The following is a 20,848-nucleotide window of genomic DNA, read 5'->3' as shown; positions in this document are numbered from 1 at the left end:
GGGAAAAAGCCCGCCGCGGTAGCGGCGGAGCCACCCACCCGGCCGCAGCGCGAAGCGTCAGGGCCCGGCCCGCGAAGCCGGGGAGTATCGGGTGGGCGGGTGGGAAAGGGCCGGGGTCAGGGGTCCGATCGCGAGGGGCCTTCGTGCCAGCGAGGGTCCGTGTCCCACTCCAGATTCCGCTCAGCCGCGGTCTCCATCGCGTGGGTGGCCTCCTCCCGCGAGGCGTAGGGACCGAACCGGTCCTTGCCGGGGCACTCCGGGCCTTCCTCGACCTTCTTGTGCTCCAGGCAGTAGTACCACTCCCCCGGTTTCCCGGCGGTCCGCTTCTTGAACAGCGCCATGGCCAGCTCCCGTCTCCCCCGCTCTCTCCCGCCATGCTGCCCCATCCGCGCTCGTTAGACTCGCTGGCATGTCTGGCCAGTCACTGCTCGAACCAGGGGAGCTCTCTCCCACCCGTTCCGTGCCCGGGAACATCCGGCGCCCGGAGTACGTCGGCAAGCCCGCCCCGACGCCGTACACCGGGCCGGAGGTGCAGACCCCGGAGACCGTCGAGCTGATGCGCACGGCGGGCCGCATCGCCGCGCGCGCGATGGAGGAGGCCGCGAAGGCCATCGCGCCGGGCGTGACCACCGACGAGCTCGACCGCATCGCGCACGCGTACATGTGCGACCACGGCGCCTACCCCTCGACGCTCGGCTACCGCGGCTTCCCCAAGTCCCTGTGCGCGTCCGTCAACGAGGTCATCTGCCACGGCATCCCGGACTCCACGGTCCTGCGCGACGGCGACATCGTGAACCTCGACGTCACCGCGTACATCGGCGGCGTGCACGGCGACAACAACGCGACGTACCTGGTGGGCGACGTGGACGAGGAGTCGAGGCTCCTGGTCGAGCGCACCCGCGAGTCCCTGAACCGCGCCATCAAGGCCGTCAGGCCCGGCCGTCAGATCAACATCATCGGCCGTGTCATCGAGTCGTACGCGAAGCGCTTCGGGTACGGCGTGGTCCGCGACTTCACCGGCCACGGCATCAACACGTCGTTCCACTCCGGCCTGATCGTCCCGCACTACGACAGCCCGCACGCGACCACGGTCATCCAGCCCGGCATGACGTTCACCATCGAGCCGATGCTGACGCTCGGGACGCACGAGTACGACATGTGGGACGACGGCTGGACCGTCGTGACCAAGGACCGCAAGCGCACCGCGCAGTTCGAGCACACGCTGGTGGTGACGGACACCGGGGCGGAGATCCTCACGCTGCCCTGAATCCCCGCGCCGCCGAGAATTCTCACGCTGCCGCGAATCGGAGGGGCGCGTAACGTTTTTACCGACAGGGCGTCGGGAACCAGTTGACTTAGGTAAGCCTAACTTGGATGATCGGTGCTGGCCACACTGGTTCCCCGCCCCTCGGCATCCGGAGGTCCCGCATGGACTCGGCGATTCCTCAGCCCACCGCACCGCTCTCGTTCTCGACGCTCATCCGCACCGCGTCCCACGAACAGCACACGGAGGCGGAGACGTCGACGTTCATGAGCGACCTCCTCGGCGGCCGTCTGGGCGTGGACGCGTACGCGCGCTACACGGAACAGCTGTGGTTCGTCTACCGCGCCCTCGAAGGCGGCGCCGAGGCCCTGCGCGACGACCCGGTCGCCGGGCCGTTCATACAGCCCGAGCTGCTGCGCGTCGCCGAGCTGGAGCGGGACCTCACGCATCTGCGGGGCGCGGGCTGGCGCGAGCGCGCCACCGCGCTGCCCGCGACGGCCGCGTACGCGGCACGGGTCGAGGAGTGCGCGCGGACATGGCCGGGCGGGTACGTCGCCCACCACTACACCCGCTACCTCGGCGACCTCTCCGGCGGGCAGATCATCCGGGGCAGGGCGGAGAAGGCCTGGGGGTTCGCCCGCAAGGGCGACGGCGTGCGGTTCTACGTCTTCGAGGGGATCTCCAACCCGGCGGCGTTCAAGCGGGAGTACCGCGAGCTGCTCGACCGGATCGAGGTCACCGTTCCCGACGAGCTGGAGCGGCACCGGATCGTCGACGAGTGCAAGCGGGCGTTCGCCCTGAACACGGCCCTGTTCCGGGACCTCGCCACGGAGTTCCCGCGCGTGGCGTAGCCCTCTGACCGGGCCGGGCAACCGCATTTCGCGCTGCGCGCTCGTCCTCGAACGCCGGACGGGCTTGATACTCCGGCAGCGCGAGGTCCGGATGGCCCGGCCCCGTTCAGGCCGACGGCCAAGTGGCGTGCGAAGGCAGGGCCACGCGGCCGCCCACCTCGATGAGGTCCCCGGGCCCGGGCGCCGTGATGATCTGGGAGCCGCGCCCCTGCGTGATGTTGAGGGCGCGGCCCAGCTGGTGGGTCAGCAGGAGGGCCGCCGCGCCGGTGGCCTCGTCCTCGCTGATGCCGTCGTTCCGCCCGGGGAAGCCCCGCGCCCGCACCCGCCCCGCGGCCTCGTCCTCCCACGCCCAGGCGTAGATCCACTCCCCGGCGGGCGGCACCGCGAGCGCCTCCACCTCGGCCGCCGAACCGTACGCGCGCAGCGTCCGCGGGGGCGCCCACTCCGCCCGCGCCGCGATCCAGGTGAACTCCCCGTCCTGCCGCGCCTCGACGACCCCGGCGGGGGTGACGAGCTCGGGCACGTCGAGCAGCCAGGCGGCGCCGAGGCAGGGGTATCCGGCGAAGGGCAGTCGTGTGGTGGGCGTGTAGATGTCGATGTGCCCGCGCTCGGGGTCGTCGACGAACACCGTCTCGCTGAAGCCGAGTTTCCCGGCGAGCGCCTGCCGTGCCTCGCGCGCGGGCACGCGGCCGCCGTTCCTGACGACTCCCAGCTCGTTGCCGTACCGGCCGTCGGGGCCGCAGAAGACCCGCAGGACGTCGACTCCGGCGTGCACGTCGGACCCGACGGGCACGTCCGTCCCGTCCGCTGCGCCGGGTGCGCCCGGCCCCTGTTCTTCGGTCATTCCGGCATTCAAGCATCCGGCGCCGCACGTACGTGCGGCGCCGGACGAGGAGTTGGGGTCGTCACACCCCGGCCGGGTTCAGGGCGTCGGCGTCACGCCCGCACGCCGTGCCCCGGACCGCGCCGCCGCGCCGCGTACACGGCGCCCGCGCCGGCCGCGACCACCGCGCCCGCGATCCCGAACAGCGCGCCCGACGGGATCTCGGAGCCGGTCTCCGCGAGGGAGCCGTTGTCCGCGAGGGAACCGGTGTCCCCGCCGACGGAACCGCCGCCGCCCACGGACCCGGCGGGCCCGGTGTCGCCGCCCATGCCGGACGCGCCGGAGCCGGAGGACCCCGTCGAACCGGAGGAGCCCGCGGCGGGCGGGATGCTCGCGCGGTCGGACAGGGTGAGCGCGACGGTCACCGGGTCGATCGGGTCGCCCGCCTTGTAGGGGGAGCCCACCGTGTCGTTGGCGAACTGCCGCGCGCCCGCCGCCGTGAACTTCGCGGGGACCTTGCTGAGGAGCACCACGTCGTTCTTGGCGGCGTACGAGACGCGGGACAGGTCGAGCGTCGCGAACTTCACGTCGTCACGGGTGCGGCCCTGCGCCTTCACGTCGGCGTAGAGCGTGCCCTTCTTGCCGCTCGCCTTGACCCTGAGGTCGCTGAACGTCATGTCGATGCCGTGCCCCTGGAACCGGAACCGCACGCTGCCGCCGAAGGAGGCGTCCACCGTCTTGGCGCTCGCGCTCCACTTCGCCTTCGCGTACGGGAAGTCGAAGCCGTTGGACTTCTTCTTGGCGCCACCGGCCGTCGTGATCTTGCCGCCCCCGGAGATGTAGCGGCGGAAGCTCTCCTTCAGGCCCCACGACATCTTGCCGCCGACGACCTTCTTCGGCTTGGCGGGTGTCGACGGGGTCGGCTTCGGCTTCGTCGGCGTGGACGGGGTCGGCTTCGGCTTCGTGGGGGTCGACGGGGTCGGCTTCGGGCCGGGGACGGGCGCGCCCGGCTTCACCGTGAGGGTGGCGGGGTCGAGCACCTCGCCCTTGCGGTACATGCCGTTGAAGGCCTTCGCGCCCTTGGCGGTCAGCTTCACCGGGACGTCCTTGAACGTCACCGCGCCGCCCTCGCCGTGGCCGGGCTGGATGCCGTTGAGGTCAAGGGTGGCGAGGTCGATGTCGTTCTGCTTGGCGCCGTTGAGGGAGACGTCCGCCTGGATGGCACCGGTCTTGCCCTTGGTGTGCACCTTCACGTCGGCGATGGTGATGTCGAATTTGTGCAGGGTGGAGGTGAAGCGGACGCCGCCCTTGAAGGAGGTCTTCAGGGCGTGGTTGCCCACGTCGTACGTGCCCTTGGCGCCGCCGAAGGTGAACACGCCGTTGCTCGGGGCCTGCTGGGCGCCGCCGCTGGTGGTGATCTTTCCTCGCGCCATGCCGACCACGTAGTCGCGGAAGCTCTGCTTGAAGCCCCAGTTCAGCGTGCCGTCCACGACGCTGTACACCGGCGGCGCCTTCGGGGATCCGGCGGCGGGCTCCGCGGCGGGCTCGTCGGCGGCGAACGCCGGGAGGGTGAGCGCGCTCGCGCCGAGCGCGACGGCCGTGGCGACGGCGGCCGCACGGACTATGGGGCGGCGGGGGGCAGCCATGTCAGTGTGCTCCTTGCGTGGAGGGAGGGGGAGGTGGGGGTGAGGTGGTTCAGGGGGTGCCGACGGAGTCGTCCGGGGTGCCCGCCGTGCGGGTCGCGCGCCGCTTGCGGACGATGCCGAAGGCGATCGCTGCCGCGACGAGCAGGGCGGCGACGGCGCCGACGGTGATCGGCAGGGCGGCGGACGAGTCCGACGTGTCGTCGGCGGACTTCGCGGCCTGCTCCGTCTTCGGCCGGGCGTCCTTCGCGGCGTCCGGGGACTTCGCGGACCCGGACTCCGCGGCCGAGCCGAGGTCCGGGAGCGCGGGCAGCTCCGCCTTCTCGTCGACGGCGACGGCCAGCGAGACGGGGTCCATCGCGGTGCCCGCCTTGTACATGGAGCCGAACGCCCTGGCCCCGTCGGCGGTGAGCTTCGCGGGCGCCTCGGTGACGGCGATGAGGCCGTCCTTGGGCTTCAGGCCCGCGAGACCGGCGCCGGTGAAGGTGACGAGCGGCGCCTTCTTCTTGGTGAAGTCCCCGCTGTCGACGTCGGCGTAGAGCGTGCCCTTGCCGTCCTTGACGCCGACCGCGACCCGGCTCAGGCCGATGTCGAGCCCGTGCTTCCCGGTGAAGCGGACGGCACCGGTGAAGTCGGCGTCGAGGGTGCGCTTCTTCTCGTCGTACGAGCCCTCGCCGCGCGGGAAGCGGAACAGCGCGCCACCGTCCTGGGCACCGGACGTCAGGGTCCACTTGCCCTTGGCGATGGATCCGGAGACGTACTCGCGGAAGGTGCGGCGCACGCCCCAGTCGACGGCGGCGTCCTCGAAGCGCCCTGCGGCCTTCGCCTTCTTGCCCTTGGCGTCCTTCTTGCCGTCCTTGCCGTCCTTGCCGTCCTTGCTGTCCTTGGCGCCGGAGTCACCGGGATCCCCGGGCTTCTTCGACGGCTTGTCGGCGGGCTTCTTGCCGGTGGCCGCGGCGAGGTCCGTGGAGAGGCTGACCGGGTCGAGCCGCGTGCCCGCCGTGTAGTACCCGGCGAAGGCCTTCGCGCCCTGCGCGGTGAGCGTGGCGGGGATGTTGGTGAGGGCGATCGGGCCCGAGCCGCCCTTCATGTTGATGCCGGAGAGGTTCAGCGAGGCGAGCGGCACCTGCGCGGTCGAGGTGACCTTCCCGGTGCCCTTGGCCTTGCTGACCATGTCGGCGTAGAGCGTGCCGGAGCCGCCGGAGACCTTCACGGTGGGGCGGCTGATCGTCAGGTCGAGCTGGTACGAGGAGCCCTTCTTGTGGCCGGTGAAGTGCACCCCGCCCGAGAACCCGGCGCTGAAGGCCCCGCTCGCCGGGTCGTAGGACCCCTGGGCCGAGTGGAAGCGGAACTGGCTGCCGCCGACGGTGGCGGCGCCGCCCTGGAGGTTCCAACTGCCGTGCGCGATGGGCCCGGTGACGTAGCTCTGGAAAGAGGACTTGATGCCCCAGTCGAGTCTGCCGCCGCGCACGGTGCGTTCCTCGGCGTGGGCGGCGGCCGCCGGGAGCAGCGCGGCGGCGAGTCCGGCGAGAACAGCCACGACGATGGCGCGGGCGCCGTGGCCGCGGCGCGCTCGCGACGGTCTGGACGACGGCATGGGACCCCTCCAAGAGGAACGGTGACGAGCAATGACGAACAGGCGCGAGAAGCGCCGAGCAGTGACCAGCGAGGCCTAGATCGTTAGGTAAGGCTAACCTAAACTAAGATCTCGTCATCAGGGAACCACACGACAGGACGGTGGACTTCGGTGCGTAAGCCGCGCTCACTCCGGACGGCCGGCGCCTTGGCGGCCGTACTCGCCCTCACCCTCGCCGGATGCGGATCCGCAGATGACGGCGGCTCGGCGGGCAAGCGCACGGGGGCGAAGGCCGCCCACGCCGACCGCCTCGAACCGCTCACGAAGACGCCGGGGCCGAAGCTCCCGGTGACCGTCGACTCCGCGGACGGCAAGAAGGTCACGGTCGAGGACACCAGCCGCATCGTGCCGCTCAGCGGCAGCCTGAACGAGATCGTGTTCACGCTCGGCCTGGGCAAGAGCGTCGTGGCCCGGGACATCACCGCCACCTTCGAGCAGGCCGAGAAGCTGCCCGTGGTGACGCGGGCCCACGACGTGTCGGCGGAGAGCGTGCTCTCCCTGAAGCCGACCGTCGTCCTCGCCGAGAGCACGACGGGACCGGCGGAGGCCGTCGACCAGATCAGGGACGCGGGCATCCCGCTCGTCGTCCTCGACCCGGCCAAGGGCCTGGACGACGTCGGCCCGCGCATCGAGGCGGTCGCGGAGGCCCTCGGCGTGCCGAAGGCGGGCGCGGCCCTCACCTCCCGTACGGAAGCGCGGCTCGACAAGGTGCGCCGGTCCGTGCCGGAGAAGGGGAAGAAGCCGCGCGTGGCCTTCCTCTATCTGCGCGGCTCGGCCTCCGTCTATCTGCTCGGCGGCCGCGATTCGGGCGCCTCATCGCTGCTCGAAGCGGCGGGCGCGGTCGACGCGGGCAAGGAGTCGGGCCTGAGGAAGGACTTCACGGCGATCACCAGCGAGGCCCTCGCGAAGGCCGCGCCGGACGCGATCCTGGTGATGTCCAAGGGCCTCGACTCGGTCGGCGGCGTCGAGGGCCTGGTGAAGATCCCGGGCGTGGCCGAGACCCCGGCGGGCATGGACCGCCGCGTCGTCTCCGTCGAGGACGGCGTGCTCCTCAACTACGGCCCGCGCACGGACCGGGTGCTCGCCTCCCTCGTGGACCAGCTGTACGGGGACGCCGAGTGACGCTCGTGAGCAAGCCGCCCGCCGCGGCCCCCGCGCGGGAGACGGCCACCGCCCGGCGCGGGCGGCGCGGCACGCCCGCGCTGATCACCGCGGCCCTGGCCGCCGCGCTCGTCGTGCTGGGCCTGCTGTCCGCGGGGCTCGGCGCGTACGACATCCCGCTCGGCGACGTCCTCGCCTCCGTCCGGCACCGCGTCGGCCTCGGCGGGCACGCGCTCGACCGGGTGCCGGAGAGCGTGCTGTGGAACGTACGCCTTCCGCGCGTGACGCTCGCGCTGCTCGTCGGCGCGTCGCTGGGCTGCGCGGGCGCGCTGATGCAGGGCGTGTTCGGCAATCCGCTGGCCGAGCCGGGCGTCATCGGGATCTCCTCCGGCGCGGCCGTGGGCGCGGTCGCCTCGATCGCGCTCGGCCTGAGCTTCTTCGGCAACTGGACCGTCACGGTCTGCGCGTTCGTCGCCGGACTCGTCACCGTGCTGCTCGTGTACGCCCTGTCGCGCGAGGGCGGCCGCAGCGAAGTGGTGACGCTGATCCTCACCGGCATCGCCGTGAACGCCTTCGCGGGCGCGCTGATCGGCCTGTTCATCTTCTTCGCCGACAACGCCCAGGTCTCGCAGATCACGTTCTGGCAGCTCGGCTCGCTCGCCCAGGCCACCTGGCCGAAGGTGCTCGCCGTCCTGCCGTGCGCGGCGGCCGGGCTGCTCGTCGCGCCCCTGTACGCCCGCAAGCTGGACCTGCTCGCGCTCGGCGAACGGCCCGCGCGGCACCTGGGCGTGGACGTGGAGCGGCTGCGGATCGTCCTGGTGCTCGTGGTGGCGCTGCTCACCGCGGCGGCCGTGGCGGTGGCCGGGATCATCACGTTCGTGGGGCTGCTCGTGCCGCACCTGCTGCGGATGGCGGCCGGTCCCGGGCACCGCTTCCTGGTGCCGGGCAGCGCGCTCGGCGGGGCCGTGGTGCTCGTCGGCGCCGACCTCGCGGCCCGTACCGTGGCCGCCCCCGCCGAGCTGCCGCTCGGCGTCCTCACCGCGCTGTTCGGCAGCCCGTTCTTCTTCTGGCTGCTGCGCAGGACCCGTCGCAAGCAAGGGGGTTGGGCATGATCGGGCGGCTCTTCGGCGTGCGCGAGCGCGCGGTGCCCGGGCCCGTGGCGCCCGGCGACGCCCTCGCCGAGGCCCTGGACGCGCGGCTCGCGCTCGGCGGTCGTGAGGTCCTCAAGGGCGTCTCGGTGGCGGCCCGCGCGGGCGAGGTGCTCGCCCTCGTCGGCCCCAACGGCGCGGGGAAGTCCACCCTCCTGGCCGCGCTCGCCGCCGATCTGCCCGTCGCCTCGGGCACCGTGCGGATCTGCGGCCGGGCGGCCGGGGACTGGCCCGCTCCCGAACTGGCGCTGCGCCGGGCGGTGCTGCCGCAGTCGGCGACGCTGTCGTTCCCCTTCCCCGTCGAGGACGTCGTCCGGATGGGGCGCGCACCCTGGGCCGGGACCCGCCTGGAGGAGGACGACGACGAGGTGGTGCGCGAGGCGATGGCCGCCACGGAGGTCGCCGAGTTCGCGGCGCGGCCGTTCTCCGCGCTCAGCGGCGGCGAGCGGGCCCGGGTCGCGCTCGCCCGGGTGCTCGCCCAGCGGGCGCCGCTGCTGCTGCTCGACGAGCCGACCGCCGCGCTCGACCTGCGCCACCAGGAGCTGGTCCTCAGGATCTGCCGGGAGCGCGCCGCCGCCGGGGACGCGGTGGTCGTCGTGCTGCACGACCTGGGACTCGCGGCGGCGTACGCGGACCGGGCGGTGGTGCTCCAGGGCGGGACCGTGGCGGCGGACGGCGCCTCCTGCGAGGTGTTCGACGCGGAGCTGCTGTCCGGCGTGTACCGCCAGCCGATCGAGGTGTTCCCCCATCCTCGTACCGGAAAGCCACTGGTCACACCGGTGCGCGGGGCCGGCTGACGACATCTGATCGCCTCCCGCGTACATCCCCCGCGCGGGTTCGGCGGTCTACGTCATCCCGTCCGGGGGCGGGACGAGGGCGACTGGTGGAGCCGTGCGCTGTGCACCGGGAAGGCATGAGCGGTGTTCGGCAGCTATCTGATCGGCCTGCGGGCGGGCCTGGCGGCCGGGCTCGTGGTGTGCGTCCTCGTCGCGCATCTGGTGAGGGCGGGGCGCCGGGACGCGCTTGCCCCGGTGTGGACCGGCGCCGGTGGCGCGGCGGCGCTGTTCCTCGGCTTCGGCTGCGCCCTCACCTTCGGCTCGCGGGAGCTGACGTTCGAGGCGCGGGAGGTGCTCGGCGGCTCCCTCTCGGTCCTTACGGCGGCGCTCGTGACGTGGCTGGCCCTGCGGGCACGGCACACCGCCCGGACGAGCACGGCCGCGCCGGCCGCGGCGGCGTTCCTGGCCGTGGGCCGCGAGGGCCTGGAGACCTCCCTGCTCGTCTGGGCCGCCGTGCGCACGGCGGACGACGGCACGTACACGCCGCTGCTCGCCGTGGTCCTGGGCCTGTTCACCGCGGCCGCGCTCGGCCTGCTCTGCTGCCGCGGCCTCCTGCGCGTCGGCGGCGCCGCGTTCCTCACCTGGGCCGGGGCGCTGCTCCTCGTGCCGGCGGCGGGCTTCCTCGCGCACGGCGTGCGCGCCTTCCAGGTGGCGCGGCTCCTCGGCGGCCTGGAGGACAAGGCGTTCGACGTCGGTGCGGCGATTCCGCAGGACAGTTGGTACGGCGCTCTCCTGGAGGGCGTGTTCGTCCTGCCGCCGCAGCCGACGGTCCTGCAGGCCGCCGTCTGGTCGCTGTATCTGGTGGCGGCCCTCGCGGTGTTCCTGACGGCGCCCCCGCGCCGGGGCCCGGCGGGGTCCCGATAGGGTTCGGGCCCGGAAACGGGTAGGCGAAGGGGTCCCATGATCAGGGTGCGCAGGCTCGGGCGGTTCGGTGCCTCGGCGGCAGCGGCACTCGCCCTGTCGGTGACGGCGAGCGGATGCGTGACGGTGCACGGGGAGCGCGAGGTCATCCCCACGGCGACCAAGGCCGAGGCGGCCCGCGCCCTCAAGGAGTTCCTGCGCGCCTACAACAAGGCCGACGAGGCCTACGACCCCGCCCTGGACGCGGCCCGCGTCACCGGCCCGCTCGGCGCCATCAACCAGGCGGGCCTGAAGGCGCGGCGCGCGCAGCACCCGGACGGCAACGCCCGGCACGTGCCGCTGCGGTTCTCGGACGTCGAGTACGCCATCCCGAAGAAGGCGGGCTGGCCCCGGTTCTTCGTCGTCAGCGCCCTCAGCAACCGCAAGCCGCACGGCTACCGCTGGCTGATCGTCTTCACCCGCGGCAGCGGGGACCAGCTGTGGGAGGCCACGTATCTGAACCTGGTCCTTCCCGACCGGATCCCGGACCTGAAGAAGGACGGGGACGGGTTCGCGCAGCCGGTCGCCGTCGACCAGGCCGGTCTCGCGATGGCGCCCCGGCGCCTCGGCGAGGAGTACACGGCGTTCCTGAAGTCGGGCGGCGACGCGTTCGCCGCGGGCCCGCACACCACGCAGTGGAAGGCCGCCCGCGACAAGAACAGCAAGCGCCTCGGCCTCGCCGTGCAGTACCTGGACGAGCCACGCAACGCCGGCGCGTTCGCCCCCATAGGCCTGCGCACCCGCGACGGCGGCGCGCTCGTCTTCTTCTCCACCCACCACTACGAGAAGCAGACCGCGTCCAAGGGCCTCACGGTCGACGTGGAACCGGACGTCAAGGCCCTCATGAAGGGCGAGGCCAAGCAGTCCGTCACCCTGGAACGCGTCTCGAACCAGGTCTCCCTGACCCCCGGGGCCAAGGGCGAGGTCACGATACTGGGCCGCATGCAGGGCCTGGTGGGGGCGAAGGGCGAGTAGCCGCGCCCCGCCGGGGGCTCAGCCGCGCAAGGGCCAGGCGGCCACGTCCCCCTGCGGCTCCCCCGCGTACCGGGCGCATTCGTCGGTGAGGATCTCCAGGAGCGTCAGCGGGTCGGGCAGCGGGAACTCGGGCCCCCGCACCCAGCCGACCGCGAGGTCACCGGGCAGTCGCGCGGGCGGCACGAGCACATAGGACCCGCGGCAGTGCCACCGCAGCCCCGGGTGCTCGTCCATCGTCTCGGGGTGGCAGTCCAGCTCGCAGGGCCACCACTCGTCCTCGTCCTCCGGCGTCCCGCGCGTCGCGGTGAAGAAGAGCAGCCGCCCCTGTCCGTGCGACCCCTCGGACTCGGCGACGGGCCCGACGTCGATCCCGTCGGCCAGCAGCCGCTCGAGAGCGGCGCGCCCGGCCTCCAGCGGCACGTCGAGGACGTCGTGCACCATGCCGGTCGCGGTGATGAAGTTGGCCTGCGGCTGGTGCCGCGACCAGCGCTCGATCTGCGCGCGGTCGGTGGTGGACTGGGTCTGCCAGGCGAAGGAGACGGGGTGCCGGGCGGGCGTGGGACAGCCGATGCGGTCGCAGGAACAGCGGTAACCGGCGGGGTGCGCGGCCGGGGCGAGCGGCAGTCCCGCGGCGGCGACGGCGAGCAGCAGGTCCTCACGGCGCGTGGCCTCGGCGTCGCCGTCCGCGCCCGCACGTGACCGTCGGCGAAGCCATTGGGAGATCCTGCTCTGCGCGCCGGACGTCCGGCCGAACTCTGCGCCCATCTATCCCCTCACCTCGCCATTGTGCGGAACAGCATGACCTATGGTCCCACCATCCTGCTCCTCGGGTGGCCGTAGCCCACATCCGGGGTAGCTGGGGTGATGCAAGGCGGGGGGTGACATAGCGCGTCATTGCGGGCGAAGAGGCGATTTCCACTCCTACGGTGGTCGCCATGGTCACACGGACTGTGCTGTCACTCTCGGGCGTCACCGCCCTGGCCCTCACCGGGCCCACCGCCTTCCTGGCCCCGCTGGAGTGGGGCGGCGGCCCGCTCACGGTCGACGCGCTGCCGCCGTTCGTCCACACCGCGCACCGGGGCGGCGCCCTGGAGGTGCCGGAGAACAGCATGTCGGGCCTGGTGGCGGCGTTCGAGCGGGGCACGGCGCAGGTCATCGACGCCGATACGCGGATGCTGGCCGACGGCACCCTCGTGGTCCTGCACGACGCGACCCTGGACCGCACGACGTACGCGACGGGCCCGGTGAACCTGCTGACGGCCCGCGAGTGGCAGCACGTGCGGCTGCGGCCGCAGCGGCACGTGCCGGGCCTCTGGCGGATCGAGCGGCCGCCGACGGTGACGGAGGTCCTCGACCGGTTCGGCGGGCGGGTCATGCTGATGCTGGAGGCGAAGGACCCGGAGAGCCTGAACCGGCTGAGCGCCCTGATCCACGAGCGCGGCCTGGCCCGCTCGGTGTTCGTGAACTCCAACAAGCCCTGGGTGGCCAGGCGCGCGCACCACCTGGGCCTGCTCGCGCAGCTGTGGCGGTCGAAGCAGCAGCTGCGCACGGACCGCCCCGAGCGCTGGGCGTCGTTCGTCGACGTACTGGACGTGGACTACAAGGCGCGCGACGAGGACCTGCGGCGGGCGGTGAACTCCGGCATCCCGCGCGTGTGGGCGCACACGGTGACCACGCCCGCGCAGCGCGACCGGGTGCTCAGGCTCGGCTGCAACGGCGTGATCACGGACGCCCCGGGGCTGCTTTCGCGGACGCCGGTCAAGGGCGGCAAGAAGGCGGCGCGGCGCTTCCTCGGGCCGCTCAACCGGCGGTGATCCGCGCCGCGCGGTGCCGGGTCAGCGGGGTGCGATGCCGTACAGGGCGTACTCGACGAGCGTGTCGGCGTACGCGTGCGTGAGCGGGCCCGTGCGCTGCATCCAGCGCTGGGCGAGCGGGCCCGTCCACAGTTCGAGGGCGATGCGCGGGTCGACGTGGGCGGCGATCTCGCCGCGGTCCTGGCTCAGGCGCAGCCGCTTCACGTAGTGCTGGAGCTGGGGTTCGAGGAGCTTCTCGACGAATTCGACGCCGAGCTCCTGGTTGACGACGCCCTCGGCGGCGAGCGCGCGGGCCGGGGCGTCGAACTTGGGGTCGGTCATCTCGTCGACGGTGGCGCGCAGCACGTACTTGAGGTCGGCTTCCAGGTCACCGGTGTCCGGGATGGCGGTCGCGGGCTCCGCGAGCCCGGCCTCCTCGCTGAGCTGGGCGTTGGCCTGGTCGGCGAGGTCGAGGAAGGCGTCGAGCAGGACGGCGCTCTTGGAGGGCCACCAGCGGTAGATGGTCTGCTTGCCGACGCCCGCGCGGGCGGCGATCGCCTCGATGGTCATCTTGCCGTAGCCGACCTCGCCGACCAGGGCGAGAGCGGCGTCGTAGATCGCGCGGCGCGAACGCTCGCTGCGGCGCGTGGAGTCAGGTGCGGTCTTCTGGGCCATGCCGTCGAATGTAGCAGCGCCACGAGACGCCGCGTCTCACCAGCGGCCGCGGCGCCGCAAATCCCCTCGACAAGACGGAGCGTCTCGCCTACTGTTGACCCAAGACGAGACGCAACGTCTCGCTGATGGTCGGTGTGACATCGGCAACGGCCACTACTTCGACGACTCACGGAGGTACGACCATGACGCGAAGCGGATCCGGAATGCTCGGTGTCGGCGGCACCCGCAGCAACCTGTCGCGCAAGGCACTGCGCGGCGGCAAGGGCGCGGGCCGTGTCGGCGGCGGGCTCAGCCCCCAGGAGCAGAAGCGTGAGCTGCTGCGGAGGCTCCAGGAGGGCAGGGCGGCGAACAACGGCTCATGACGCCGGATGCCCCCGCGAACGAAAGGCTCCTGACCCCCGGAACCTCCGGTTCATGAGCTTTTTCCCGTCCACACCACAGTTCGAGCCACTCAGATCACTGCGCGAAGGCTCCTCAGACCGCACCATGGGCAGCAATAGCCCCTGCGGTTCGTGAGGAGCCTTCGTTGCGTCAAGCTGCCCGGCGCGCCACACCCCGGCGCTACCTGATGTGCCCACCGGCGCACTTCAAGGTCACGTACTCCATCAATCCGTGGATGGACCCCGCCAAACCCGTCGACGTCCCGCTGGCCATCGCCCAGTGGGAGGACCTGCGCGATCGCTACCGCTCGCTCGGCCACACCGTCGAGGAGCTCGAACCCCGCCCCGACCTGCCGGACATGGTCTTCGCGGCCAACGGCGCCACCGTCGTCGACGGCCGGGTCCTCGGCGCCAGCTTCGCCTACCCCGAGCGGCAGGCGGAGGCGGCGGCCCACCTGGAGTGGTTCCGTGCGCACGGCTTCGAGCACGTGCACGAGCCGACCCACATCAACGAGGGCGAGGGCGACTTCGCCGTCACGTCCTCGTACGTCCTCGCGGGCCGCGGCTTCCGCGCCAGCCCGCTGTCGCACGGCGAGGCCCAGGAGGTGTTCGGCCGCCCGGTGATCGGCCTGGACCTGATCAATCCGCGCTACTACCACCTGGACACCGCCCTCGCGGTCCTGGACGACACTGCGGACGACGTCATGTACTACCCGGGCGCGTTCTCGCCGGGCAGCCAGGCCGTGCTCAAGCAGTTGTTCCCCGACGCGCTGATCGCCGAGGAGGCGGACGCCGAGGCGCTCGGCCTCAACGCGGTCTCCGACGGCCTGCACGTGCTCCTTCCGCAGGCGGCGACCGGGCTCTTCCAGCCGCTGCGCGACCGCGGCTACGAGCCGATCGGCATGGACCTCGGCGAGCTGCTCAAGGGCGGCGGCAGCGTGAAGTGCTGTACGCAGGAGCTGAGGCTGCGGTAGCCCGTCCTTCGGCTGCGGGCGGCCTGTGGACCGCCCGCACCTCTTCCTTCAGGAGCCCAGGTCCGCCGGGCACAGCCTGCGCGGGCGGGTGTCGGTGCGCAGCTCGGCGTCCACACAGCCGCCCGGGAGCCCGGCGCGGGCCTTCGTGCCGAAGTTGGCGGTGACGGTCAGGGTGCCGTCGCCGAAGACCGTGCGCTGGACCGAGCGGTCGCCGGTCAGCCACCGGAACGACGTCAGCGGCTCGGCCCCGGCCGCCCGGTGCAGGGGCGAGAAGTAGCGCTGGAGCGCGGCCAGTTCACGGCCGTGCCGGGTCAGCGCGGGCCCGTCGAGCACGTAGTTGAGCGGCCGGTCGTACAGCATCGCGAGCAGCGCGCGCCGCGTCTTCTCCGCGGGCAGCTTCTCGTACGACAGCTCCCAGCGCTCGGCGCTGACGGTCGCGTCGTGCAGGGCTGTCCCGTACAACGGGACGCGGTAGCGCGGCGCGTACATGGCGTCGGACAGGTCCGCGGGCAGGCGCACCGGCTTGAAGAACGCCTTCGGGGCGTTCTCCGGGTAGTAGCCGCCCCACTTCTCCCGGTCCTTCTGGAGGGCCCACAGCCCGTCGGCGACGGGGGTCGCGCTGCCGTGGTCGAAGGCGAGGACCCGGTTGGCCCAGGCCTGGGCGGTCTCGGAGCCGAGGACGAGGCCGGAGCCGGTGATGCGGCGCATCCGTGCGAGGCGGTGGGCGCGGTCCTGGGCCTTGGTCATCGGGTGGTCCGCGGAGTGGTCGCGGAACAGCTCGCCGGTGGCGTCGACGTCGAGGAAGTAGCTGTCGGAGCCGTTGCGGACCATGGCGCGGGTGCGGTCGGCCAGGTAGTGGCGGGCGGGCTCGGCGCGCTCGAAGGCGGCGGAGCTCAAGTAGCAGCCGCGGCCGCCGAATCCGGTGTGCGGGGTGCCGTCGGCGTCGCGCACGCAGAAGTCCGGGTAGACCCGGCCCGGCCAGACGGAGGTGGGGCTGTCGGCGGTCTTCGGGTCCTGCCCGTTGGCGAAGGTGTCGTACGGGCCCACGAGGTATCCGGCGGCCTTCGCCGCGGCGACCGCCTCCTTGTCCATGGGGCCCGGCCCCGCGTCGTAGCCGAGCCACATGCGGTCGACGCCGAGCGCGCGGAGGCGCCGCACCCCGGCGGCGGTGCGGGCCTCGCCCCAGAGGTAGGCGTGGAAGGCGCCGAGGAGCCCCCGCGCCGCCGGGTTCTGCCGGAACTTCGCGCGCAGGCTGCCGAGCCGGCCGCGCTCGGCGAGGTAGGCGCGGTAGTCGGCGGCGGGCGCGACCGGGTTGCCGTCGGTCAGGGCGAGCGTGACGGTGTACGCGCGCGTGCCCTCGGCGCGGCGGAACGCGTGCCGGGCGGTGGCGCGCAGCCTCCCGTGGTCCTTCGTGAAGGCGAGCGAGGTGCCGATGTCGGTCGGGGTGAGGTAGCTGACGCCGTGCCGTCCCGCGGAGTACCCCCACAGCGGCAGCGTGAGCTCGGCGCCCACGTCGACGCTCGTGCCCGCGATGCGGCCGCCGCCGGAGGTCCAGAAGGGGTCGGCGACCGGGATGTCGAGCCCTTCGCCGCGCGGGAGTTGCAGGCTCGCGGAGGCCGGGGCGCCGACGCCCGTCACGGGCCAGCGCAGCGCGGTGTCGCGGCGGGCGCCGAAGCTCAGGGCGAGGCGGCCGTGGTCGGCCCGGGCGGTGACGTCGAGGCCGCGCTCGGGGTAACTCCAGCGGACCCGGCCCCCGTTGAGCCGCCGCACGGGTCCCGGCGCGCCGAGCGGCGTCGCGGCGGCGGCCGAGAGCAGCCGGTCGTGGCCGTCGCGGGTGCGGGCGCGCACGGCGAGCGTGGCGGTGTCCACGACGGCGGTGCCGCCGCGGACGGCCAGTTCGACCCGGGTGCCGGGCGCCGCGCGCTCCGGGGCGGCGGCCTGCGCGCCGGCGCCGCCTGCGCTTCCGGCGGCGAGGGTGAGGGCGAGCCCGAGGGCTGTGATCTTGATGGGCATGGTGACGTGGATAGTCACCGCCCCTAAGGACTTTCTAAGAAGCCCCGCCCGGCACTCCGGCGACGGCCCCGGTCAGGCCTCGGGCCAGGCGTCGCCCCAGGCGGCGTCCCGCGCCTCCTTGTAGAGGGCTCCGTGCCGCTTCGTCACGGTCTCCCGGCGCAGCGCGCCCTCCGCCTCGCACAGGTCGAGGAGGACCTGGCCCTTGCGGATCTGCGGCTTGCGGACCACGCGGCGGGACGCGGGCGCGAGCCCTTCGGCGGCGGGCCCGGTGCCGCGGACCGCGGCGACGTACGCGAACTTCTCGTCCTCGTACGCCAAGGAGCCGCCCTTGACCTTGCGATGCAGCGATGAGCGGCTGACCCGGGCGGAGAAGTGGCACCAGTCGCTGCCCGGGACGATCGGGCAGGTGTCGCTGTGCGGGCACGGCGCGGCCACGCGGAACCCGGCGGCGACGAGCCGGTCGCGGGCCTCCAGGACGCGGGCGTAGCCGTCCGGGGTGCCGGGCTCCACCACGACCACGGCGTCGGTGGCGGCGCGGGCGGCGACGTCGACGACCCACTCCCGGTCGTCGGCGGTGAGCTCGCCGAGTACGTACGAGATGGTGACGAGGGCGGTGGGCGCCACGGTCAGCGACGCGCCGATGCGGGCGCGCTGCCACTGGGCGGCGGCCAGGTCCGGGTGCGTGGCGGCCAGTTCGCGGCCGAGGTCAAGGGCGGGCTCGGCCCAGTCCAGGACGGTGACCGGCCGCTCCCCCGGCCAGGTGGCGCTGACCGCCCAGGTCGCGGCGCCCGTGCCGCCGCCGATGTCCGTGTGCCCGGCCGGGGCCCAGCCCTCGGGGGCCGCGGCGGCGAACGCCCGCAGGGCGGCGTGCACGGCCTCGAAGGTGGCGGGCATCCGGTACGCCGCGTACGCCGTCACGTCGGCCCGGTCCCGCAGGACGGGGGCCTCGGTCGGGGTGGCGCCCCGGTAGTTCGCGATCAGCCGGTCCACCGCCTGGGCCGCGGCGCGCGGAGGGAGGTCCTCCAGCAGGTCGGCGAGGGCGGTGCGGAGGGTCTCGGCGGGGGAAAGGTGCTCGTACACCTGTCGATTTTAGGCCGCGCCCACGGCTGCCCGGCGCCTCCGCCGTGCGGCACCGCGCCCCCTCGGCGCTCCGCACCTCGTCCTCGAACGCCGGACGGGCTCCATCCATCGCGCTACCGCGCTCGTCCTCAAACGCCGGACGGGCTGAATACCACCCGCCCACGCCCGCACCACCTCCGCCCGCCCCCCGGCAGGGGTCAGCGGAGGGACTGGGCGAGGGTCGTGGCTGCCCGGGCCCGGGGGCCGTTGGCCGGGGGCCGCCGTCGGGGGTGGACCGTGTTGGCGAGGAGGACCAGGAACGAGTCGGAGGCCCGGTCGAGGACGAGCGACGTACCCGTGAACCCCGTGTGCCCCGCGGCCCCCCGCCCCGCCAGCTCCCCCATGAACCACCCTTGGTCGACGGCGAAGCCGAGCCCGGGCGGCGCCAGCATCAGATCGACGTAGGAGGGACCGAGGACGCGCGCGGCCCCGTACGCGCCCCCGCACAGCAGCGCCCGGCAGAACACGGCGAGGTCCCGCGCGGTGGAGAAGAGCCCGGCGTGGCCCGCCACGCCCCCGAGCGCCCACGCGTTCTCGTCGTGGACCTCGCCGCGCAGCATCCCCCGGTCGGCCTTCGCCCAGGGCCTGCGCTGGTCCTCGGTGGCGGCCGCGCCGGGGCACGGCCCGAAGCCGGTGGCGGCCATGCCGAGCGGCCGGGTGATGCCGTCGCGGACGAGCGCGTCGAGGGGGCGCCGGGTGACGCGGTGCAGGAGGTGCTGGAGGAGCAGCAGGTTCAGGTCGGAGTAGAGGTAGGTGCCGGGCGGCCCTGAGGGCGCCTCGACGCGCAGCGCCCGCAGCCGCGCGGCCGGGTCGGGGTGCTCGTACAGCGGTAGCTCGGGCCGCAGGCCGGACGTGTGGGTGAGGAGCTGGCGCACGGTGACGCCGTGCGCGGCGGCGCCCGTGAACTCGGGGACGTGCCCGCCGACGGGATCGTCGAGCCCGATGGTGCCGCGCTCCAGCTGCTGCACGACCGCCACGGTCGTGAACAGCTTGGTGAGCGAGGCCAGGTCGAAGGGCGTGTCCACGGTCATCGGCACCCGGCGCTCGGGCGGCAGCTCGACGCCCGCGTCGGCGTGCTCGTCGTACGCGGCGTACCGCACCGCCCAGCCCGCCGCCTCGGCCACCGCGATCACCGGGCCGCGCCCGGCGGTGACCACGGCGCCCGCGGCCCACGGCCGGGGCCCGCGCGTCAGCTCGCGTACGTCGTGGACGAGGCGGGCGAGGAGCTCGGGGTCGAGTCCGGCGCGGTCCGCGGTGCCCGGGCGCAGCACCCGGGGCGGCGTCAGCGGTCCGCCCCCTCCGGCTCCTCCTGGGTACTGCTGTTCCGCTGCCACGGGCGGCACAGTCCCACGAAGCAGATGACGGCCGCCAGTCCGCAGGCCAGCTGGACGACGGCCATCGGTACGGCGGTCTTCTCGCCCGCGATGCCGACCAGCGGCGAGGCGATGGCGCCGATCAGGAAGGAGGAGGTGCCGAGCAGCGCGGAGGCGGAACCCGCGGCGTGCTTGGTGCGCATCAGCGCGAGGGCGTTGGTGTTGGGCATGGCCAGGCCCATCGCCGACATCAGGACGAAGAGCCCGGCGGCCACCGCGCCGAGGCCGACGTCGCCGAAGACTCCGCTCGTCATGAGGAGCAGCGCGGCCGCGGCGAGCGTGATGACGGCGAGCCCGAGGCCGAGCGCCTTGTCGAGGCTGACCCGGCCCACGAGCAGCTTGCCGTTGATCTGGCCGACGGCGATCAGGCCGATGGAGTTCACGCCGAACAGCAGGCTGAAGGTCTGCGGCGAGGCTCCGTAGATCTCCTGGATGACGAAAGGCGACGCGGAGATGTACGCGAACAGGGCGGCGAAGGCGAAGCCGCCCGCGACCATGTAGCCGGTGAAGACGCGGTCCGCGAGCAGCCCGCGCATGGTGCGCAGGGCCTCGGCGGTGCCGCCGCCGTGCCGGTCCTCCGGCGCGAGGGTCTCCGGCAGGCTCCGCCACACGAGCACGGTCAGGGCGATGCCCACGACCGTCAGGACGACGAAGATGCCGCGCCAGTCCGTCACGCGCAGGACCTGGCCGCCGATGAGCGGCGCGACGACCGGGGCGACGCCGGAGATCAGCATCAGGGTGGAGAAGAAGCGGGCCATCTCCACGCCGTCGTACAGGTCGCGCACCACGGCCCGCGCGATCACGATGGCGGCGGCGCCCGCGAGCCCCTGGAGCAGGCGGAAGGCGATGAGCAGCTCGGCGGTGGGGGCGAGCGCGCAGATCGCGGTCGCGAGGACGTAGACGAGCAGGCCCGCCAGGAGGGGGCGGCGTCTGCCCCACTTGTCGCTCATCGGCCCCACGACCAGTTGGCCGAGGGCCATGCCCATGAGGCAGGCGGTGAGGGTGAGCTGGACGGTGGCGGCCGGGGCGTGCAGGGCGTCGGTGACCTCCGGCAGGGCCGGGAGGTACATGTCCATGGAGAGCGGGGGCATGGCGGTGAGGCCGCCGAGGATGAGGGTGACGAGGGCTCCCGTCGCCACCCGCAGGGCCCCGCGGTTCGCGGGTCCCACGGCCTCGGCGGTGCCCTCCGGGGCCGCGGCGCCCCCGCCGCCTATGTGCCCCTCGGACTGTGTGCCCGTCCCCTGCCCGCGCTCGGCCATCGCGCCCCTCCCGGTAGTTGTCACGTCCCCCTATCGTCGCAGGCGCCGGGGGGTGCCCTCTGCGAATGCCGGAGGGGCTGGAAGA

Annotated in this window: 20 protein-coding genes; 10 read left to right on the top strand and 10 right to left on the bottom strand. The window is 73.5% G+C overall.

Features of this window, described 5'->3' with window-relative positions:
• Window positions 1-116 precede the first annotated feature (116 nt).
• On the bottom strand, window positions 117-341 hold the full coding sequence (locus IG74_RS0120510) for a hypothetical protein (RefSeq protein ID WP_030679072.1): 225 nt from the start codon (window positions 339-341) through the stop codon (window positions 117-119).
• Between the two features lie 68 nt (window positions 342-409).
• Between IG74_RS0120510 and map the strand changes: the two genes are divergently transcribed.
• Complete coding sequence (map, locus tag IG74_RS0120505; protein ID WP_030679068.1) at window positions 410-1,267, top strand: type I methionyl aminopeptidase; 858 nt, start codon at window positions 410-412, stop codon at window positions 1,265-1,267.
• A 161-nt stretch (window positions 1,268-1,428) separates the two neighbouring features.
• Complete coding sequence (locus tag IG74_RS0120500) at window positions 1,429-2,115, top strand: heme oxygenase (biliverdin-producing) (protein WP_030679063.1); 687 nt, start codon at window positions 1,429-1,431, stop codon at window positions 2,113-2,115.
• 106 nt (window positions 2,116-2,221) lie between these two features.
• Here IG74_RS0120500 and IG74_RS0120495 read toward each other — a convergent pair whose 3' ends face one another.
• From IG74_RS0120495 to IG74_RS0120485, 3 genes are all read right to left on the bottom strand, one after another.
• Window positions 2,222-2,959 (bottom strand): PhzF family phenazine biosynthesis protein, encoded by a 738-nt coding sequence (locus IG74_RS0120495; protein ID WP_078868904.1) that lies wholly within the window; start codon window positions 2,957-2,959, stop codon window positions 2,222-2,224.
• Between the two features lie 92 nt (window positions 2,960-3,051).
• On the bottom strand, window positions 3,052-4,584 hold the full coding sequence (locus IG74_RS0120490) for an HtaA domain-containing protein (RefSeq protein WP_030679056.1): 1,533 nt from the start codon (window positions 4,582-4,584) through the stop codon (window positions 3,052-3,054).
• A 49-nt stretch (window positions 4,585-4,633) separates the two neighbouring features.
• Window positions 4,634-6,178: an HtaA domain-containing protein gene (locus IG74_RS0120485; protein ID WP_030679054.1), complete on the bottom strand. Its 1,545-nt coding sequence runs from the start codon at window positions 6,176-6,178 to the stop codon at window positions 4,634-4,636.
• Between the two features lie 150 nt (window positions 6,179-6,328).
• Between IG74_RS0120485 and IG74_RS0120480 the strand changes: the two genes are divergently transcribed.
• From IG74_RS0120480 to IG74_RS0120460, 5 genes are all read left to right on the top strand, one after another.
• Window positions 6,329-7,339: a heme/hemin ABC transporter substrate-binding protein gene (locus tag IG74_RS0120480; protein WP_030679051.1), complete on the top strand. Its 1,011-nt coding sequence runs from the start codon at window positions 6,329-6,331 to the stop codon at window positions 7,337-7,339.
• 5 nt (window positions 7,340-7,344) lie between these two features.
• On the top strand, window positions 7,345-8,430 hold the full coding sequence (locus IG74_RS0120475; RefSeq protein ID WP_051855062.1) for an iron ABC transporter permease: 1,086 nt from the start codon (window positions 7,345-7,347) through the stop codon (window positions 8,428-8,430).
• The gene (locus tag IG74_RS0120470; RefSeq protein ID WP_030679045.1) at window positions 8,427-9,263 is read left to right on the top strand and encodes a heme ABC transporter ATP-binding protein; all 837 of its coding nucleotides are present in this window, start codon (window positions 8,427-8,429) and stop codon (window positions 9,261-9,263) included. Before IG74_RS0120475 ends, IG74_RS0120470 begins: the two co-directional genes overlap by 4 nt.
• 123 nt (window positions 9,264-9,386) lie before the next feature.
• A complete protein-coding gene (locus tag IG74_RS0120465) occupies window positions 9,387-10,166 on the top strand; it encodes an FTR1 family iron permease (RefSeq protein WP_107058982.1) in 780 nt (259 codons plus the stop codon).
• Window positions 10,167-10,202: 36 nt separating this feature from the next.
• Window positions 10,203-11,177, top strand: coding sequence for a hypothetical protein (locus IG74_RS0120460; protein WP_030679039.1), 975 nt, complete (start codon window positions 10,203-10,205; stop codon window positions 11,175-11,177).
• An 18-nt stretch (window positions 11,178-11,195) separates the two neighbouring features.
• On the opposite strand, the gene IG74_RS0120455 is transcribed toward IG74_RS0120460, so the two are convergent.
• Entirely contained in the window at window positions 11,196-11,942 is a 747-nt protein-coding gene (locus IG74_RS0120455; RefSeq protein WP_030679036.1) for a bifunctional DNA primase/polymerase, read from the bottom strand.
• 170 nt (window positions 11,943-12,112) lie between these two features.
• Here IG74_RS0120455 and IG74_RS0120450 point away from each other — a divergent pair, with 170 nt between their 5' ends.
• The gene (locus IG74_RS0120450) at window positions 12,113-12,991 is read left to right on the top strand and encodes a glycerophosphodiester phosphodiesterase (RefSeq protein ID WP_051855051.1); all 879 of its coding nucleotides are present in this window, start codon (window positions 12,113-12,115) and stop codon (window positions 12,989-12,991) included.
• Between the two features lie 21 nt (window positions 12,992-13,012).
• Here IG74_RS0120450 and IG74_RS0120445 read toward each other — a convergent pair whose 3' ends face one another.
• The gene (locus IG74_RS0120445; RefSeq protein WP_030679028.1) at window positions 13,013-13,645 is read right to left on the bottom strand and encodes a TetR/AcrR family transcriptional regulator; all 633 of its coding nucleotides are present in this window, start codon (window positions 13,643-13,645) and stop codon (window positions 13,013-13,015) included.
• 182 nt (window positions 13,646-13,827) lie between these two features.
• Here IG74_RS0120445 and IG74_RS52160 point away from each other — a divergent pair, with 182 nt between their 5' ends.
• Entirely contained in the window at window positions 13,828-14,007 is a 180-nt protein-coding gene (locus IG74_RS52160; RefSeq protein ID WP_158857701.1) for a DUF6243 family protein, read from the top strand.
• Window positions 14,008-14,171: 164 nt separating this feature from the next.
• Window positions 14,172-14,999, top strand: a complete 828-nt coding sequence (gene ddaH / locus IG74_RS0120435) for a dimethylargininase (RefSeq protein ID WP_420709919.1) — start codon at window positions 14,172-14,174, stop codon at window positions 14,997-14,999.
• Window positions 15,000-15,047: 48 nt separating this feature from the next.
• On the opposite strand, the gene IG74_RS0120430 is transcribed toward ddaH, so the two are convergent.
• From IG74_RS0120430 to IG74_RS0120415, 4 genes are all read right to left on the bottom strand, one after another.
• The gene (locus IG74_RS0120430; RefSeq protein ID WP_030679022.1) at window positions 15,048-17,012 is read right to left on the bottom strand and encodes a glycoside hydrolase; all 1,965 of its coding nucleotides are present in this window, start codon (window positions 17,010-17,012) and stop codon (window positions 15,048-15,050) included.
• 72 nt (window positions 17,013-17,084) lie between these two features.
• Complete coding sequence (locus IG74_RS0120425; protein ID WP_030679019.1) at window positions 17,085-18,092, bottom strand: small ribosomal subunit Rsm22 family protein; 1,008 nt, start codon at window positions 18,090-18,092, stop codon at window positions 17,085-17,087.
• Window positions 18,093-18,289: 197 nt separating this feature from the next.
• Window positions 18,290-19,465 (bottom strand): serine hydrolase domain-containing protein, encoded by a 1,176-nt coding sequence (locus tag IG74_RS0120420; protein ID WP_030679015.1) that lies wholly within the window; start codon window positions 19,463-19,465, stop codon window positions 18,290-18,292.
• Complete coding sequence (locus IG74_RS0120415; protein ID WP_037825779.1) at window positions 19,414-20,763, bottom strand: multidrug effflux MFS transporter; 1,350 nt, start codon at window positions 20,761-20,763, stop codon at window positions 19,414-19,416. Before IG74_RS0120415 ends, IG74_RS0120420 begins: the two co-directional genes overlap by 52 nt.
• Window positions 20,764-20,848 lie beyond the last annotated feature (85 nt).

The sequence above is a fragment of the Streptomyces sp. NRRL B-1347 genome, from assembly GCF_000720325.1.
In the GTDB taxonomy this organism is placed as follows: domain Bacteria; phylum Actinomycetota; class Actinomycetes; order Streptomycetales; family Streptomycetaceae; genus Streptomyces.
This window is presented reverse-complemented; position numbering and strand designations above follow the sequence as displayed.

Coding starts and splice junctions, on each gene's coding strand:
- IG74_RS0120510 (WP_030679072.1), bottom strand. CDS start 341: ATGGCGCTGTTCAAGAAGCGGACCGCCGGGAAACCGGGGGAGTGGTAC.
- map (WP_030679068.1), top strand. CDS start 410: ATGTCTGGCCAGTCACTGCTCGAACCAGGGGAGCTCTCTCCCACCCGT.
- IG74_RS0120500 (WP_030679063.1), top strand. CDS start 1,429: ATGGACTCGGCGATTCCTCAGCCCACCGCACCGCTCTCGTTCTCGACG.
- IG74_RS0120495 (WP_078868904.1), bottom strand. CDS start 2,959: ATGACCGAAGAACAGGGGCCGGGCGCACCCGGCGCAGCGGACGGGACG.
- IG74_RS0120490 (WP_030679056.1), bottom strand. CDS start 4,584: ATGGCTGCCCCCCGCCGCCCCATAGTCCGTGCGGCCGCCGTCGCCACG.
- IG74_RS0120485 (WP_030679054.1), bottom strand. CDS start 6,178: ATGCCGTCGTCCAGACCGTCGCGAGCGCGCCGCGGCCACGGCGCCCGC.
- IG74_RS0120470 (WP_030679045.1), top strand. CDS start 8,427: ATGATCGGGCGGCTCTTCGGCGTGCGCGAGCGCGCGGTGCCCGGGCCC.
- IG74_RS0120460 (WP_030679039.1), top strand. CDS start 10,203: ATGATCAGGGTGCGCAGGCTCGGGCGGTTCGGTGCCTCGGCGGCAGCG.
- IG74_RS0120455 (WP_030679036.1), bottom strand. CDS start 11,942: ATGGGCGCAGAGTTCGGCCGGACGTCCGGCGCGCAGAGCAGGATCTCC.
- IG74_RS0120450 (WP_051855051.1), top strand. CDS start 12,113: ATGGTCACACGGACTGTGCTGTCACTCTCGGGCGTCACCGCCCTGGCC.
- IG74_RS0120445 (WP_030679028.1), bottom strand. CDS start 13,645: ATGGCCCAGAAGACCGCACCTGACTCCACGCGCCGCAGCGAGCGTTCG.
- IG74_RS52160 (WP_158857701.1), top strand. CDS start 13,828: ATGACGCGAAGCGGATCCGGAATGCTCGGTGTCGGCGGCACCCGCAGC.
- IG74_RS0120430 (WP_030679022.1), bottom strand. CDS start 17,012: ATGCCCATCAAGATCACAGCCCTCGGGCTCGCCCTCACCCTCGCCGCC.
- IG74_RS0120415 (WP_037825779.1), bottom strand. CDS start 20,763: ATGGCCGAGCGCGGGCAGGGGACGGGCACACAGTCCGAGGGGCACATA.